Here is a 17,092-nt window from a genome sequence, read left to right as displayed (position 1 = left end):
TATTTATATAATACGGAGTATCGGGATATTGAAAAAGCAAATGAAACAAAAGTTGTTTAATCTCGCTGTAGGAGAGTTAGTTGCGGTAATGGTATTTTGGATTAATTTTTTTGTATTCAAGAAATTGATTATCGCCACAGGCTCGCTGGTTTCTATTTCTTTCTCTTTATTTATTCTTAGTTTTATACTTGTACAAGGATCTTTATTCTGGTACATTTTGATAAAAAGAATTTCTAAACCGAGGTTTGCTGTGAAATTCACGGGCAAAATTTACAATGTTCTCAAAGTATTAGATCTAATTTTATTGTGTATAGGATTTGCTATTGTGATAGCAAATCACAGCAAATCTTTTGCAACTATGACCTCTTTCGCTATTTGGGGATTTGCTGTGATTGAATGGATAAATTATTATAAAGTCCAATTATCATACAGTTTTAACCCTATAGTTTTATTCAAGTACATACTGCAGGGGAAATTGCGAAAGAGTAGAATAGCAAAGGAAATAGATAAATCATTGTAGAGTATATTTATTATGACTTATTAAATCCTCTGTGTCAGGATTATAACTCTTCTGCTGTGCTTGAGGTATTGCGCAGGATGCTGTATTAAAGCTTACAAAAAGCCATGTGGGAATAAATAAGCTACAAGTATAAAGGTATATTAACAAAGGAAAACATCATGAAAGTACAACGAAATACGCTGCTACTTCTAGCATGCTTTGTATGGAATATTGCAGGCGTAAATATTCTTCGCATCGGGATTATGTCGTATTCTGCACACAGTGCAGTACTAAATTATTTGTTATCTACACTGGTATTTGCTATATTTCAAATATTTATTTTCGGAAAGCTTGTAAAAAACACACCACTAGGATCAACGGTTATGACGAGGAGAGCCATTTCTTTCTCAAGTTCTTTGATAAAACAGGCTTTGCAATCATAGCGGTGATGAAGTCAGCAGAATTTTATATCTAGCAAAAATACAATTAAAGAACTTGCATTTCTAATAACAGTAATGGTATTGTATATCTGTAATATAAATATACAACTAGAATGGTTGTAAAAGTCTGCAGCGCAGATGTGACCCTTAGAACGGTTGTAAAATAGAAAAGTCCCGCAGCTGCGGGGGACTGTTTATGGATAGTATCATTACAATACTTGGGGAGGATAACTGTTTGATTTCTGACTACATATGGGCAAAAAAATCTGAAAAAGACGGTAAGTGGGAATGGCTTTCACTAACACAACATCTCATTGACACTAGATGTGTAACTTCTCTTTTATGGCAACATTGGTTGACTGATGGTCAGAAGCAGATAGTTCTTGATGCAATAAATTCTATTAACGATTTAGATGGACAAAAGTTAGCGGAGTTTTTAGCGTTAACCCACGACATAGGCAAGATTTCAACAGTTTTCGTGCTAAAAAAAGGGCACAACAATTCATATGATTTTGATAAGTATCTGGTTGAAAAGCTGGAGGATATAGGGTTTAGAGGATTGTCGAACACTTATTTGCAAAACCCAAATGAATCACCTCATTCTTTAGCTGGACAGTATATTTTAAAAAAATTTGGCATTAAAGATGATATTTCTTCAATTGTAGGAAGTCACCATGGTAAGCCCATAGACGTAAAAAGCCTTTTGGATAAACAAGAGTCTTTTGAAAGCAACTATTATCAATTTGATACAAATAATGATAGTGAAAATAAGCAAGTGATAGAAAAGTGGAAACAAGCACAGCGAGAAATTCTAGAGTGGGCACTAAGTGAATGTGATTACAAAAGTATAGATGCACTACCACGAGTAAAATTGACAGGTCAGGTAATTTTATCTGGATTATTAATCATGGCAGACTGGATTGCCAGCAATACAATATTTTTCCCTTTATTAGATACATCTGTCAACGTTGTTAGTAATCAGTCTGATAGGAGCCGTTATGGATGGAGTAACTGGTTTGAGACTAGACCTATAAACATACATAGTATTGATGATATAAATTCATTGTATCAAGATAGATTTGGTTTTGATAAACCAAACAGTGTTCAAAAAACAATGTTTGATACTTTAAATAATATTGATAAACCCGGCTTATTCATACTTGAGGCACCAATGGGTGTGGGAAAGACAGAAGCTGCACTGATAGGAGCAGAACAACTGGCCTATAAGTTTGATAGAAGTGGAATATTTATGGGGTTACCTACCCAAGCTACTTGTAATGGAATATTTTCAAGAATAAGAGGTTGGTCAGAAAATATTTCTGAATGTTATTATGAAGATATATCTATTCAGCTAGTTCATGGAAAAGCAAAGCTAAATAGTGACTATACAAATTTAAATATGTATAGATTGCAGGACGAGTATGATAATTCAGGAAATGTCATTTCAAATTCATGGTTTACGAGAAGAAAAACTGCGATGCTTGACGATGTAGTAATAGGAACTGTTGATAACTTCTTATTAACATCACTTAAACAAAAACATTTATTTCTCAGACATTTAGGATTGAGTAAGAAAGTTGTGATAATTGATGAGGTGCATGCTTATGATGCCTACATGAGTGAGTATCTGGAAACTTCAATTAAATGGATGGGAGCATATAATGTCCCTGTAATTTTGCTATCTGCGACTTTGCCTGCAGATAGTAGAGTTAAATATGCAATGGCATATTTAAGAGGACAAGGAAAAAAGAAAAGGGATATAAAGAATTTGGATGGATTAAGGCAATTAACCAATTATCCGTTAATTACATATACGAATGGAAGTAGCATAAATAAAGTTATAAACTTTCCGGAATCTGAAATTAAATCAGTTAGGGTTGAAAGACTAGAAAAAGACTGTATTGAAGATACAGTGAAAAAGTTGACTGATGGTGGAGGTATAGTTGGAATAATAGTCAACACTGTAAAGATGGCACAAGAACTTGCGCTGCGTTTTGTTGAAATGTTCGATGAAGATACTGTTATTTTATTGCACTCAAACTTTATTGCAACCGATAGATTAGAGAAAGAAAGCAACTTGATTAATATTGCAGGAAAGAAAGCTGAAAGACCTCAAAAGAAAATCATAATAGGTACGCAGGTTATAGAGCAGAGTCTTGATATAGATTTTGATGTACTAATTAGTGAATTGGCACCCATGGACTTATTGCTTCAAAGAATAGGCAGATTGCACAGACACAAAATAGAGAGACCAACTTTGCATAGAGACCCAATAATATATGTTATTGGAACATCTGAAGAATATGAGTTTGATGAGGGAACTAAATATGTATATGGTTCATATCTTCTTGCACAGACACAGGCATGTTTACCAAATATCATTGATTTACCTTCAGATATATCGCCTTTGGTTCAAAAAGTTTATGGAGAGGAATTAGCAATTGAGTCAGATAAGTTAAAACTTTTTAAAAAGGAATTTGAAAAAAAGAAAACTAAGAAAAAAGAGAAAGCTAAAACATATTTGTTGGGAAACCCTGATTTATCAGTTCCGAGCGAAGAGAATAATGTTTCATTGATTGGGTGGTTGAAAAACACACACCCCCAAAGTAATGAAGAATATGGTTATGCACAAGTTAGAGATGTTGAAGAGATAATTGAAGTTATTGTAATAAAAAAATGTGAAAAAGGATACTCCTTTTTCGATGAAAGTGAAGATATATCAGATAAGATAGATGATAAAAAAATCGCTATTAAGTTGTCTAAAGCGACAATAAGACTGCCACATTTTTATGATGAAACAAATGATGTTATACGAGAATTAGAAAAATTTAATATAGAAGTTTTGCCTGAATGGCAGGAAAATCAATATTTAAAGGGGGCTTTGGGACTTATGTTTGATGAAAATAATGATTGTAAAATACATGGAATCACTCTGCACTATGATAAGAAATATGGCATGAGTATGTTGAGAAAGGAATGAAATATGAGTAAATTTAATTTGGTTTATGAACCGTGGATTAGGGTTATGTATAGTAGCACAGGGGAAGAAAAGCTTGTTTCATTGAAAACCCTGTTTAATGAAGCTGAAAAAATCGAATCTTTGGCAGGAGATTCTAGGGTACAGAATTTTGCTGTTTTTAGGATACTGTTAGCTATTTTGCACACAGTCTATTCTCGATTCAATTATAAAGGCGAATGTTATCGATATTTAGAAGTTGATTCAAATTTTATACCTATTAGTTTGGTGGATGAAGATGATTATAATGAATATAAAAAAGAACTTAGTTTAACATGGGATAAATTGTGGGATAATGGTTGCTTTTCAGAAATAGTTATAAAGTATTTAGAAAAAAATTATGATAAATTTTACTTATTTGATGATAAATATCCATTTTTTCAAGTAGTCGAGGACGATATATCTGAAGATAAAATTAGCAAAAAAATAGCTAGTGAAATTAAAGGTAAGTCTTTTAATCGGAAGCTGTCTGAAAGTAATAATAAGGTATCGTTATTTTCTCCTAGATATGAAGGAAGCTTAATTGGAGAAATTGATAATAAAGAAAAATTAGAAGAAGATGAAATTGCGAGGTGGTTGATAGCATATCAAGGCTATACAGGGTTAGCAGATAAGGTTATTTTTGGAAAAAATAAATACAAGGCATCTAAAGGGTGGCTGTTTGACATAGGTGGAATATATGTTGAAGGGAAAAATCTTTTTGAAACATTAATTTTAAATTTCGTAATAGTTCATCCAGAAAATCGCTATACTTATAACATCCAAAAACCGTGTTGGGAATATTCATCAGATGAATTAATTAACAATTATATGAATGGTTTTTTGTGCGACAATTTGGCACAGCTTTATACAGTTTGGTCGAGAGCAATATATATCGACCCACTAATAAATACAAATGAAGCATTTAGCTGTAAGATTGTAAAGTTGCCCGAACTTGAACATAAGGATCAGTTTTTAGAACCAATGACAGTTTGGCAGTATAATGATCAAGGTGAAAATAAGAATACATTTACTCCAAGGAAGCATAGATATAATCAATCAATGTGGAAATCATTCGGTTTAATATCATCCTCAATTAATAATTCGCAGCGGACACCTGGAATAATAAGCTGGATAGACGAGAAGAAAGAATGTATTGATAAAACTCCAAAAGGCAAGGAAATTTGTATTGTGGCTGCAGGTATGATTGATGATAATAATGCAACCTCGTGGTTACCGATAGATGAAATATATGACTTTTTGATGATTAATGATTATGTCTTGACTGATGTTACAGAAAGTAAATGGATTCCTAGGATAGAAGATGTTGTAGAATTGACAAAAGTTGTTGTTAGCAAAACATTTGGGAAATTTCTATCTGATATTGCAGAAGTACGTAATATTAAAGAAGGTGCAAAACAGGGGTTCATAAATAGTGAAATTGAAGAACTGTATTTTTTGATTGATGATCCATTCAGAGAATGGCTACGTAGTATACAAGTTGATGATTCCAAAGATGAAAAAATAAAAGAGTGGAATAAAAAACTGTGTAATGTATCTATCAATAAAGCAAAGAACATATTATACAATGCTTCCACCAGAGATCTTTTAGGGATAAAAAAAGATGATAGGATTTTTAATGTTGTTACTGCTTTTAATAGTTTTACATATTATTTAAATCAAGAATTAAAAATTTAATAGAAAGGAGAACACACACATAAATGGAAATGAATGAAAAAGATGTAAGTCGAATAACAGATAGTATTATTTTTGAGTTACTGAAAAAATATGATTCGTCGTACACAAAAGCAGTTCTAGCCAATTTAAGAAAATCAATGGGAAGAGAACTTGGAACTTCAATTGAGATATGGCCCCTAATTTTAGAACACGTTCCTGATGAGTATATAGAGGAAAATCCAAGGCTTACTGCTGGCGAAAGAGTAATTATAAATACAATGCAATTATTTGCTTTGTATAGTCAAGGAGTAGAATTAGAAAATGCTTATCATAAAAAATGTAATCGGTGGGAGAATATCGGAACATCATTTTCTTCTCTTAGGAATACTTCTGATTGTAAAGAAGCGTTGGATAGAAGGTTTAATGTAATGATTACATCAACCACATATGATGAATTATTGTATCATTTGAGACAAATGATTAATCTTCTTAAGGCTAAAGGGAAAGGTCAGATAAATATTGATTTTTCCGGGCTCAGTGAAGATTTAAGTAAATTTCTTATTGGAAATGAGAATGAAGTAAGAATATCGTGGGCAAGAGAGTATTACAGAAATAAAAAAAGTAAGGATGAGAAAGGAAATGGAAAAGATGAATAGTAACAATGATAGATTATTTTTAGATATACATATTTTACAAACTGTTCCACCGTCAAATATAAATAGAGATGATACAGGAAGTCCGAAGACCGCCCAATATGGTGGAGTAAGACGTGCAAGAGTATCATCACAGGCTTGGAAAAAGGCTATTAGAGAGTATTTTTCCAAGAATAGCGATTCTTCTAATGTTGGAATTCGTACTATGAATTTAGTTGATTATATAAAAAATAAAATTATTGAATTGAATAAAGATATCAGTGAAGAATTTGCAAAAAATATGGCCAAATCAGTTATAGAAAAAACAGGTATTAAATTAAAAGATGAAAAAACTAAAGCACTGTTTTTTATAGGAGAGAAACAAGCAATAGCACTGGCAAATGCAGCTATTAATAATGTGGATGATAAAATAGAGCTGCAGAGTTTACTTAATGACAATCCGGCAATAGATATTGCACTTTTTGGAAGAATGGTGGCAGATGATCCGTCCTTAAATGAGGATGCATCTTCGCAGATTGCTCATGCTATATCAACACATGCGATTCAAACAGAATTCGATTTTTTTACAGCTGTAGATGATATGCAGAAGCACGATAGCACTGGAGCCGGTATGCTAGGTACAATTGAATATAATTCATCGACATTATATAGATATGCAAATTTAGCTGTACACGAGCTATATAGGCAACTTGGCGATATTGAAAGTACTGTAAACGCAATCAAGCTTTTCGTAGAAGCCTTTTCTAATTCTATGCCAACAGGTAAAGCTAATACATTTGCTAATCAGACATTGCCACAATTAATTATTGTGGAATTACGTAAAGATAGACCTGTTAATTTAGTTAATGCATTTGAAGTACCTGTTAAATCTAAAGATGGATATGTGAAAGAATCTATTAGAAGGTTATTTATAGAGGAAAATAGAGTTAAAAAGTTTGTAGAAACACCAATAGAGTCTTGCTATTTGTCGATGCAAGATGTTGAAGTTGAAACGAGTTTAACAAAATTATCAAATTTAAATGAGTTAATCGAACTCTTTGGTGAAAAAATTTATGAGATAGTAAATGAGTAGGTGATTAATGTGAAAACACTACTTTTAAAACTTGCAGGTCCAATGCAGGCATGGGGGACAAGTTCTGATTTTGAGATCAGGCATACAGATTTATATCCTTCTAAAAGTGCTATTATTGGTATGATTGCAGCCTGTTTGGGTTACAAACGAAATGATGATGAAAAGATAAGTGACCTTAATAATTTGGAATTTGCAGTGAGAATTGATCAAAAAGGAAATATAATGAGAGACTTTCATACTGCAAAGAGCTATAAGACTGATGGAACTTTTATTAGAACATATGTGACCAATAGATACTATATTGAGGATGCAGTATTTGTAGTTGCATTAGGCAGCAAAGATGGAGACTTGATAGAGGAGTTGTCTCTTGCTTTTAAGAATATGTATTTTCAGCCCTTTATGGGCAGGCGTTCCTTGCCACTGAATGCAGATTTTTATTTAGGATTAGTAGAAGATGATACATTATCTGCAATAGTTAAAACCCCTTGGCAGGCCGCTTCCTGGTATAAATGTACAAAAGGTGAAAACGTAACTATTGAGATATATGCTGATTCTAAACTGTTAAAAGATAATGGACGTCATTTACGAAGAGATAAAATTATTTCATTCAGTCAGAAAAATAGATCTTTTGAGTATCGTTACGAGTCAAAAGATGTTATCAAAATGCATAATATATTTTTTATAGAAAATCACGATGCTTTTGCAGCAATAGGAGATGAAGATGTATTTGTCTAGAGTAGAAATTGATTTTAATAATAGAAAAAATATAAAAGAATTATCTCATTTGGGAGCTTATCATAATTGGGTTGAGAGTAGTTTTCCTGAAGAGTTTAATACATCAACTTGTACAAGAAAATTATGGAGAAGGGATAAGCTTAATGATAAAGAATACTTGCTTATAGTTAGTAAAAACTCTCCATCAAAGTTAGCGTTAGAAAAATATGGTGTTGAAGGAACAGCTCAAATAAAAAGATATGATAAATTTTTAAACGAGATTAAGGAAGGGGGAAAATACAGGTTTAGAATAGTTGCGAATCCAGTAGTTTCGATCATGAGGGAGGCTATTGGTACTAGAGGTAAAGTAAAACCATTACCTAATGATAAGCAGATAGATTTTCTAGTTGATAGAAGTGAAAAACATGGCTTTGAATTAAAAGAAAATGAATTCTCCATAGTAAAAAGAGAGCATGTAATATTAAAAAAAAAATCACAGCGAGTTCAACTGAATAAAGTTGAATTTGAGGGAGTCCTTACTGTGACTAACAAACTTTTGTTTGTTAACATGCTGATAAATGGATTCGGAAAGAAAAAAGCATATGGATTTGGAATGATGACTGTAATTCCCGAGGAATGATTTATGGATAAGAAATATAATGGTGCTGAAAAGACAAGGTTGTATGAGTTACCTCGAATAGGTGATAGGGCTAGCTTTATATATGTTGAGCATGCAAAGATAAATCGTAAAGACAGCGCAATTACCGTAATGGATGAAAAAGGGACTATACAGATTCCGGTAGCTATGATTGGTATTCTTATGCTTGGACCAGGAACAGATGTTTCTCACCGGGCAATAGAATTGATTGGAGATGCCGGGACAAGTGTAATCTGGGTTGGTGAAAATGGTATTAGGCATTATGCTCATGGTAGACCTTTGGCACATTCAACTAAGTTATTAGAGAAACAAGCAGAGCTAGTTTCTAATCCCCGCAACAGATTAAATGTTGCAAGAAAAATGTATCAAATGAGGTTCCCGAATGAGGATGTTTCAAATAATACAATGCAACAACTTCGCGGAAAAGAAGGTGCTAGGGTTAGGCAAATTTATAGAAAATATGCAAAAAAATACAATGTATTATGGAATGGTAGAGAATATGATCCAAACAACTTTGATGAAGGAACTCCGATTAATAAAGCACTTTCATCAACTAATTTTTGTCTCTATGGAGTTGTTCATAGTGTAATTGCTGCGCTTGGACTTTCGGCGGGACTGGGGTTTGTGCATACCGGTCATGATAAGGCATTTGTATATGATATTGCAGATTTATATAAGTCGGAATATACAATTCCACTATCATTTAAATTAGTTTCAGAAATAGGTGATGATAGTAATGAAGATATTGGAAAATTATCTAGGTTAAGAGCACGAGATCAATTTAAAGATGGAAAACTGTTAAGGTGCATAGTTAGAGATTTACAAGAACTGCTGGATGCAGAAATTGACGAGCAATTTGATATAGATTGTATCAGTTTGTGGGATGATAAAGAAAAATTAGTTAAACATGGTGTTAATTATGTAGAGAGGTGTTAACATGCCTTTAACAATAATAACTTTGAAAAATTCTACACCATCACTTAGAGGAGATCTATCTAAATGGATGCAAGAAATAGCTACGGGAGTTTATATTGGAAATTTTAACTCAAGAATCAGAGAGTTCTTGTGGGATAGGGTAGTCGAGAGTGTTGGTAACGGTGAAGCGACTATAAGTTATGCAAATAAGAATGAAATAGGTTATAATTTCAAAACTCATAATACGAAGAGGATAGTTGTAGATTCAGATGGTATACCCATAGTTAAGTTCCCTAATGATAATAATGATTGTTGTCAAAACTCTCTTGGTGTAGGGTTTAGTAATGCTTCAAAATATCATTCACAACGCAAATTTGCTAACACTCTGAACAGTGATAAATTAAAAAAAGAAAATCCCGATTATGTTATAGTGGATATTGAAACTGATGGTTTAGATGTTAATAAAAATAATATTATAGAAGTTGCTGCTATTAAGTGTTCGGATAACACATGTATAGAGTTTCAAAAGTTAATTAAAATATCTAGGGAACTTCCTGAACTTATTGTTAGTCTTACTGGAATTACTAACGCTATGATAGAAAAAGAGGGTGAATCTTTAGAAGACGTTCTTGACGATTTAAGTATATTTATAGGAAATAATACTATTGTTGGATATAACATTAAATTCGATATGAAGTTCATAAATTCTAAAATGGCTGAATTTGGAAAACGGACTATTACCAATCGAACTATCGATTTGATGATTTTATCGAAAAAGGAAAACATGTATTTGCCTAATTATAAATTGGAAACTGTTTTAAATTCATATGGGATCAAAACCAAGATGAAACATAGAGCTTTAGAAGATGCAAAAAATACATACAAGCTGGCTAATAAACTAAATAAATTTAAAAGTTTTTTAAAGCGATAATGTGCATTTTTAGGTTGTTTTTTAGTGTACTACCCGCGTGAGCGGGGGTGATCCTTACCTGCCTGCGCTTGAAAAATATGCATATGAGTACTACCCGCGTGAGCGGGGGTGATCCTGCTGTAATTGAAGAGAGCTTCCTGAAACACATGTACTACCCGCGTGAGCGGGGGTGATCCTGTATTTACTGACTTTATCTCGCCTACCATTTTGTACTACCCGCGTGAGCGGGGGTGATCCCACCGCAGAAGAATCCAACGAATGTGTCTGTTAGTACTACCCGCGTGAGCGGGGGTGATCCTATGGTGTTTGCTGTGACTATGGCATTTGTTCAGGTACTACCCGCGTGAGCGGGGGTGATCCTGTCTTTTTAAACAAGTCGACCTTTTAGAAACAGTACTACCCGCGTGAGCGGGGGTGATCCTAGATAAACAAATTAATTCTATTTTGTGTATTAGTACTACCCGCGTGAGCGGGGGTGATCCTGTCAGGCGTATAGCTAAGGTGATAGTCTTTATGTACTACCCGCGTGAGCGGGGGTGATCCTGGGGTTAAGATTCAAAATTCAGATGAACTAAAGTACTACCCGCGTGAGCGGGGGTGATCCTGCCTTGTAACATATACTAAAATTAAGGTGGCGGTACTACCCGCGTGAGCGGGGGTGATCCTGCAACATACTTTTGTTTACGAGGTGTACCCATGTACTACCCGCGTGAGCGGGGGTGATCCCCGACAATTCAACCAATGCTGCACAAGCAAAAGGTACTACCCGCGTGAGCGGGGGTGATCCGAGAGTGCGAGTCAGATGTTCGGTAACCTAGGAGTACTACCCGCGTGAGCGGGGGTGATCCTCCGTCTGCAAGGTCGGGGTCATATCCTTGTGTGTACTACCCGCGTGAGCGGGGGTGATCCTACACTCCGCAACATCATCATGGCATATGGCGGGTACTACCCGCGTGAGCGGGGGTGATCCCGCCCTCGCAGCATTTCCACTTGCTGACTGTGAGTACTACCCGCGTGAGCGGGGGTGATCCCTTCTGGACGAACGCAAGAACGGTTACCAGCTCGTACTACCCGCGTGAGCGGGGGTGATCCTGCAACATACTTTTGTTTACGAGGTGTACCCATGTACTACCCGCGTGAGCGGGGGTGATCCCCGACAATTCAACCAATGCTGCACAAGCAAAAGGTACTACCCGCGTGAGCGGGGGTGATCCCCCATTGAAATATCAACGTTTTGATTTTGATAAGTACTACCCGCGTGAGCGGGGGTGATCCCTAATTATTTACAGTTTCAATAACTTTATTCCAGTACTACCCGCGTGAGAGGGGGTGATCCGAGAGTGCGAGTCAGATGTTCGGTAACCTAGGAGTACTACCCGCGTGAGCGGGGGTGATCCTCGGTCACTGATAAAGCAATAGACGCGGCAAGTGTACTACCCGCGTGAGCGGGGGTGATCCCAGGGCAATTCTTGATCTAATCGAATTCGACTGGTACTACCCGCGTGAGCGGGGGTGATCCTACACTTATCATATTACACCCCCTATGCTCTTAGTACTACCCGCGTGAGCGGGGGTGATCCTCTGCTCTAAATAACGATTATCGAAAGATATAAGTACTACCCTTGTGAACGGTGGTGGTTTTTCATTTGCACTTATCCTATGAGGAGCATCCTGACTATAAGGAGGCGATTAAGAGCAGCAATTATAATTATAGTATCCACATTGCTTGAATTCCCAAGAACAGGCTGCATCAAGAAAGTCTCGAAGGGGTTCTTCTTCACGGCAAATAGTGATTGTGATACGACATAAATTATACACCTCTCTTTTTTCGTATCTTACTTACATGCAATCATGTTAAAATCTCTACTAGATATGATAAAATACTACGCGATTAGTCAGTGAAACTCGCTGACTCAGAAGTATGAGAATATAGGAAATTAGATTATATGATTAAGAACGGAGCAATTTTCATAATTATATCCGGTGCATTGTGGGGGACGACCGGAATATATTCACATCTATATAGGGGATATGGCATTCCGCCGGTGACGATGTCAATCTTACGAGTATTTTGTGCGATGCTCGTCATCACACCATTTATGATTAAGAAGGGAAGAAAGAGCTTTGTCCTCAGCAAACGTGGGTTCATTATAGCCTGTATACAAGGAGTAATCACCCAAGCGGTGTTTAATGTGGCGTATTTTACTGCGATTGGTAAACTGGGTATGGCAAGCTCGGTTGTACTCATCTATACATCTCCGATAATCGTGGCAATCATGTCGTACTTCTTCTTCAAAGAAACGCCTACCATGAGAAAAGTCTTTGCTATGTGCGTAACTATCATGGGTGTTACATTTACGGCTACAGGAGGAGTTTTCGAAATTAGCAAATTATCGTTATCAGGAATATTAATGGGTTTAATTAGCGGTATTTGCTTTGCTAGCCTTGCCATTACGAGTAGGCTTGGTGGGCAGTCGGATGACCCGATGGCAATGACATATTATACAATGGTATTTGGCTTTATTGCTCTTATAATATATGGTGCAATTGTAGGCATTGGTGAGTTTCATGTAGACGAGAAGTTAGTGGTAATCAGTATTATCAACGGTGCGACCTCAGTTGCGCTTCCCTACTTCTTGTACGGTTTCAGCATTTCTAAACTAAAGCATGTCTCGTATGCTCCTATACTCTCATCTGTAGAAAATATAGCAGCGACTTTGTTTGGAACTTTTATATTCGGAGAAGCTCTTGGTCCATGGAGAGTCGTAGGCATAATACTCGTTATGACATCTGTTGTGATGATTAACATGCCGGAAAGAACAAAAAACTTAATAAATGTTGTAGATTGTGAATAGTCCAAAGCAGAAAAGCGCCTAAAAGCGGAAAAATTTGCACATATTTTGACTAAATCATCACTTTTTATAAAAACATACAGACAATGCTTAATAATAGACTTATACTTAATACATTAGAAAAAACATATTATTACATGATACACTTCGCGGAGCTGAGAACATAGCGGCGATGTGAGGGATGGTAGAAGGAGAAACACATGATTAGCATCTTTGATACAGATATTGTGACTTTTGAGAAACCTAAATATACTTTAGAGGTTCGTAATGATGGCTTTACCTACACACATAAGAAGAAAGGCGCGCTAAACGTTAACTTTGATGACCTTCTTACGATTATTGTTACAAACTACTTCAGTTCTAATGGTAGCTATATGTTGACCCTGGTGAGTGTAGACTCTAATCAGAAGAATCTAGATATAACTTTGGATGAGGATTACAACTACGAGCATCATAATATTAAGGAGACAAAGACACTTCTCATCGCATTTGCGGCGCATAAGCTGACCAAGGAATTCCCTAACAATATTGGAGAACTTGACCTTACGCTCGGCGTATCATTAAAGGAGAAACAGATAAAACTGCGCGGTAATAAGATTATAGGTGCTAAGCACGAAGTAGATATCAATCAAATTAAGCGAGTTGTATGTGCAGTCAGTGCAATAGGTTACTTCGGCATATACACGAGTGAGACCAAGAAGGGATTGTTTGATAAGCCGGATATGGTTGTTCCAATTAATTCCGTCACTGCTCCACTCTTGGAATCAATAGTAACTAAGAATACAGGCAAGGGAATCGATTTCAGTAGAGGTAACAACTGGGATCAGAAGACCTCAGAGTTCATTATTATACGTTTTATGGAGCCAGGATTCTTCCTTACAGATAGAGATTCAATAAAGGAAGAATGGCAGAAGATAGCCTTCGATAGAGTAGTCCAGTACGGATACTTTATAAATGGAGATATGTAATTTAATTAATGCAAAATCTTCTCCATTTTTTTAGTCTTGACTTTTATATTTGTATGCTTTTTATATTGTTATCTTTAAAAGAGTGAGCCAAATGAGGAGACCATATAGTTTAACTATTGGAGGTTGAGTCAAAGTGCTCGCTCTTTTTGTCCTATAGTCCCTCTTTTAAATTGTGTTTATAAACATAAAAACTAATCGAAATAAGTAAAATTATTGGTCAAAAAAATATTGCGCATTTGAGCTGTTTGCATTAAAATACAATATACGTTAGTTAACATGAACTAACTTTTGTAATATAAGTCTAACTTATAAATATAATACTATTCATTCACAGGAGGAAAGATGAAGACTACTGGTTTCAAGGGAGTGTTGTCTTTTGTTGTTGTCGCGGCTGTTACTGTCGCAATGGCATATTCGGCCGTTTCAGTCATAGAGAAGAACAACGCTGCTGCAGAGAAGGCTATTAAGGAATCCCAGACGATGGGTTCTGAAGTTTCAACAGAAAGCCTTAAAGATGGAGAATACGAGGGTACCGCAACTGGCTACGGAGGCCCCCTTACTGTCCGTATCACCGTCAAGGATGGAAAGCTGACAGATATTAAAGTTGTATCTCACACAGAAACGCCAGAGTATTTTAGTAGAGCATCTGCTGTTATAGGCAAAATTTTACGTAGTGGTAATGTTAATGTCGACTCTGTTTCAGGAGCGACTATCTCTTCAAATGCAATCAAGAAGGCGGTTGCCGATGCTCTCCAGAAGGCGGGTTCAAAGCAGAAAGCAAAGGCTACACCGGTCAAGAAGGATTCGAGAACTGCGAAAGGTAGAAGAGGAAACGCTGCAGGTTCATTTACTATTGCTAATGCTAACTTAAATGATGGAGTATATACAGGTTCAGGACAAGGATTCAACGGACCGATACGTGTTCGTGTGACTGTTTCTAGTGGTAACATTACTAACGTTGAGATATTGTCGCATAGTGATGATGCACCGTATTTTAATCGTGCTAAAGCTGTAATCGGCAGACTATTAGGTAAGCCGGGTAAGTCTGTAGATACAGTTTCGGGTGCTACATATTCTAGTCGTGGCATTATAGATGCTGTAAGAAACGCACTTGCTAATGCCGGTAAAACTAAAATAACGAATACGAACAAGCCTAACAATAATAACAACAATAAACCAAGTTCTGATAGCACATCACCTTCGGTAAACCCTGAGACTGGAGAGCCGTCATACGTTGATGCAGCTCTTCGCAAGTACTATCCGGGGGATAAACTCAAGGATGGGGAGTACACCGGTGTAGGCATAGGATACCTAAATCCAGGTGGAATCAAGACTTATGTGACTGTAAAGAATGGCGAAATCTCAAGTCTAAGAGTAGGAATAGGTGATGAGTATCGTGATGACATGGGTCCATTTAGGAGTAAGGCGGAGAAAGTGTTACCTTTCCTAAATGGCAAGGAAGGCCGATGGAATATCGCAAAGATGGGATTATACCGTGAGTATTTCGAAACAATTAGGAAGAGCAGCAATCCTAAGGCGAAAGCTAAAGAGCTCTTTGGAAATAAATATGTAGGTATGCTCAATGGGCTGTCAGGAAAGAACACGGAATCTGACCTTACACTCATGTCGAGAACTGTAAAGGCTTACATGGGAGACCGCTACGATGGAAAGAAGATGTTTGACAGTGTAACTGGAGCTACAGTTAGCGCTAGTGGTATTTCTGCTGCTACAAGGGAAGCCACCAATAAGTCTGCAAATGATTTTAAGATGAATTCTGATGTAAAAGAGATATCTATTATCGAACCAAAGGTCAAGACTATAGAAGTTAACAAGGGTGATGTAGTTGACTTCTCTGAACTAAAGATTAAGCTTGTAAAAAAAGATGGTTCAATTAAAGAAGTTGAATGGAAGGATTTTGCGGAGAACGGACTCAGCATCACTGATGAGGATGGTAATGGGATTGAAAATGGCAGCGATCTCAAGGCTTATGACGATAAAAAGATAATTAAGGCAAGAGTGGTTCATAAGGAATCTCTTTCATACGACAACTTCAGAATTTTAGTTGGACGCTATAGCAAGGACTATATTGTTGGACTCGAGTACAGCGCAGATGGTTCAAAGTGGTATAAGGCTAGCACTGTTAAGAGAGATTCTGTAGATGATCGTAAAATCGATGACCATCAGGTCATTGATGCACCGACATCTTTCGAGTTCGAAAACGTTAAGGTTCGTCTAGTTTCCAAAGAGGGACACCGCTACGAATATACAACCGATAAGAAACCTGTTAACAGAGAGGTAAAGTATACTTCAGTAAAGGATGATAATCCTAATGCTCCATCGGCAATTTTTGTTTCATTCCAGCTATCTGGAACGGAAGCTGATAAGCAGCTTGTTGAGAATACTGGTGATAACAATGATATTCCAGGGAATACGGAACCGGGCGAGAACCTTCCTGAGGTAGAGGTTGACAGTAAGGTAATCGAGACCGATCTTGATGAACCAGGTAGACCAAAGTGGACTGAGCGTATGCCTATTAAGCCTGCGACTGTTAAGAGTCTGGATAAGGATGCCGAGATGCAGACAACCATCGAAGGACTCCCTAAAGGACTCAGCTTCGATGGCAGAACTATCACTGGAACACCGGTCGTTGACGACGACAAGTGGGACGGTGACGGGGGGATGTTCAAGACAGTAACCCTTAAATTCAAAGCCAAGAAG

12 protein-coding genes and 1 CRISPR repeat array are annotated in these 17,092 nt (G+C 36.4%); all 12 genes read left to right on the top strand.

Annotated elements, in window-relative coordinates; genetic code table 11:
- The first annotated feature begins 28 nt into the window (after positions 1-28).
- Positions 29-520, top strand: coding sequence for a hypothetical protein (locus AXF17_RS07565; protein ID WP_237049037.1), 492 nt, complete (start codon positions 29-31; stop codon positions 518-520).
- Between the two features lie 615 nt (positions 521-1,135).
- Positions 1,136-3,919 carry a CRISPR-associated helicase/endonuclease Cas3 gene (locus AXF17_RS07555; protein ID WP_094234491.1) on the top strand — a complete coding sequence of 928 codons (2,784 nt, stop codon included), beginning with the start codon at positions 1,136-1,138 and terminating at the stop codon, positions 3,917-3,919.
- A gap of 3 nt (positions 3,920-3,922) precedes the next feature.
- Positions 3,923-5,632: a type I-E CRISPR-associated protein Cse1/CasA gene (locus tag AXF17_RS07550; RefSeq protein WP_094234490.1), complete on the top strand. Its 1,710-nt coding sequence runs from the start codon at positions 3,923-3,925 to the stop codon at positions 5,630-5,632.
- 23 nt (positions 5,633-5,655) lie between these two features.
- Complete coding sequence (casB, locus tag AXF17_RS07545) at positions 5,656-6,267, top strand: type I-E CRISPR-associated protein Cse2/CasB (RefSeq protein WP_094234489.1); 612 nt, start codon at positions 5,656-5,658, stop codon at positions 6,265-6,267.
- Positions 6,251-7,336 (top strand): type I-E CRISPR-associated protein Cas7/Cse4/CasC, encoded by a 1,086-nt coding sequence (cas7e, locus tag AXF17_RS07540; RefSeq protein WP_237049036.1) that lies wholly within the window; start codon positions 6,251-6,253, stop codon positions 7,334-7,336. The genes casB and cas7e overlap by 17 nt, the downstream gene beginning before the upstream one ends.
- Positions 7,337-7,345: 9 nt before the next feature.
- Positions 7,346-8,071, top strand: coding sequence for a type I-E CRISPR-associated protein Cas5/CasD (gene cas5e, locus AXF17_RS07535; RefSeq protein WP_094234488.1), 726 nt, complete (start codon positions 7,346-7,348; stop codon positions 8,069-8,071).
- A complete protein-coding gene (cas6e, locus tag AXF17_RS07530; protein WP_094234487.1) occupies positions 8,058-8,690 on the top strand; it encodes a type I-E CRISPR-associated protein Cas6/Cse3/CasE in 633 nt (210 codons plus the stop codon). The genes cas5e and cas6e overlap by 14 nt, the downstream gene beginning before the upstream one ends.
- A 3-nt stretch (positions 8,691-8,693) precedes the next feature.
- Positions 8,694-9,644, top strand: coding sequence for a type I-E CRISPR-associated endonuclease Cas1e (cas1e, locus tag AXF17_RS07525; RefSeq protein WP_094234486.1), 951 nt, complete (start codon positions 8,694-8,696; stop codon positions 9,642-9,644).
- 1 nt (position 9,645) lies between these two features.
- A complete protein-coding gene (cas2e, locus tag AXF17_RS07520) occupies positions 9,646-10,554 on the top strand; it encodes a type I-E CRISPR-associated endoribonuclease Cas2e (protein ID WP_094234485.1) in 909 nt (302 codons plus the stop codon).
- A 26-nt stretch (positions 10,555-10,580) separates the two neighbouring features.
- Positions 10,581-12,134: direct repeats of the CRISPR family, unit length 28 nt; unit sequence GTACTACCCGCGTGAGCGGGGGTGATCC.
- A 366-nt stretch (positions 12,135-12,500) separates the two neighbouring features.
- A complete protein-coding gene (locus tag AXF17_RS07515; RefSeq protein ID WP_094234484.1) occupies positions 12,501-13,409 on the top strand; it encodes a DMT family transporter in 909 nt (302 codons plus the stop codon).
- Between the two features lie 197 nt (positions 13,410-13,606).
- Positions 13,607-14,374 (top strand): hypothetical protein, encoded by a 768-nt coding sequence (locus tag AXF17_RS07510; protein WP_094234483.1) that lies wholly within the window; start codon positions 13,607-13,609, stop codon positions 14,372-14,374.
- A 342-nt stretch (positions 14,375-14,716) separates the two neighbouring features.
- Positions 14,717-17,092 (top strand): FMN-binding protein (locus AXF17_RS07505; protein ID WP_157682634.1); only part of this gene is annotated, 2,376 nt, incomplete at its 3' end.

Origin of the sequence: Mogibacterium pumilum, assembly GCF_002243385.1 — a bacterium.
Lineage (GTDB): Bacteria > Bacillota > Clostridia > Peptostreptococcales > Anaerovoracaceae > Mogibacterium > Mogibacterium pumilum.
This window is presented reverse-complemented; position numbering and strand designations above follow the sequence as displayed.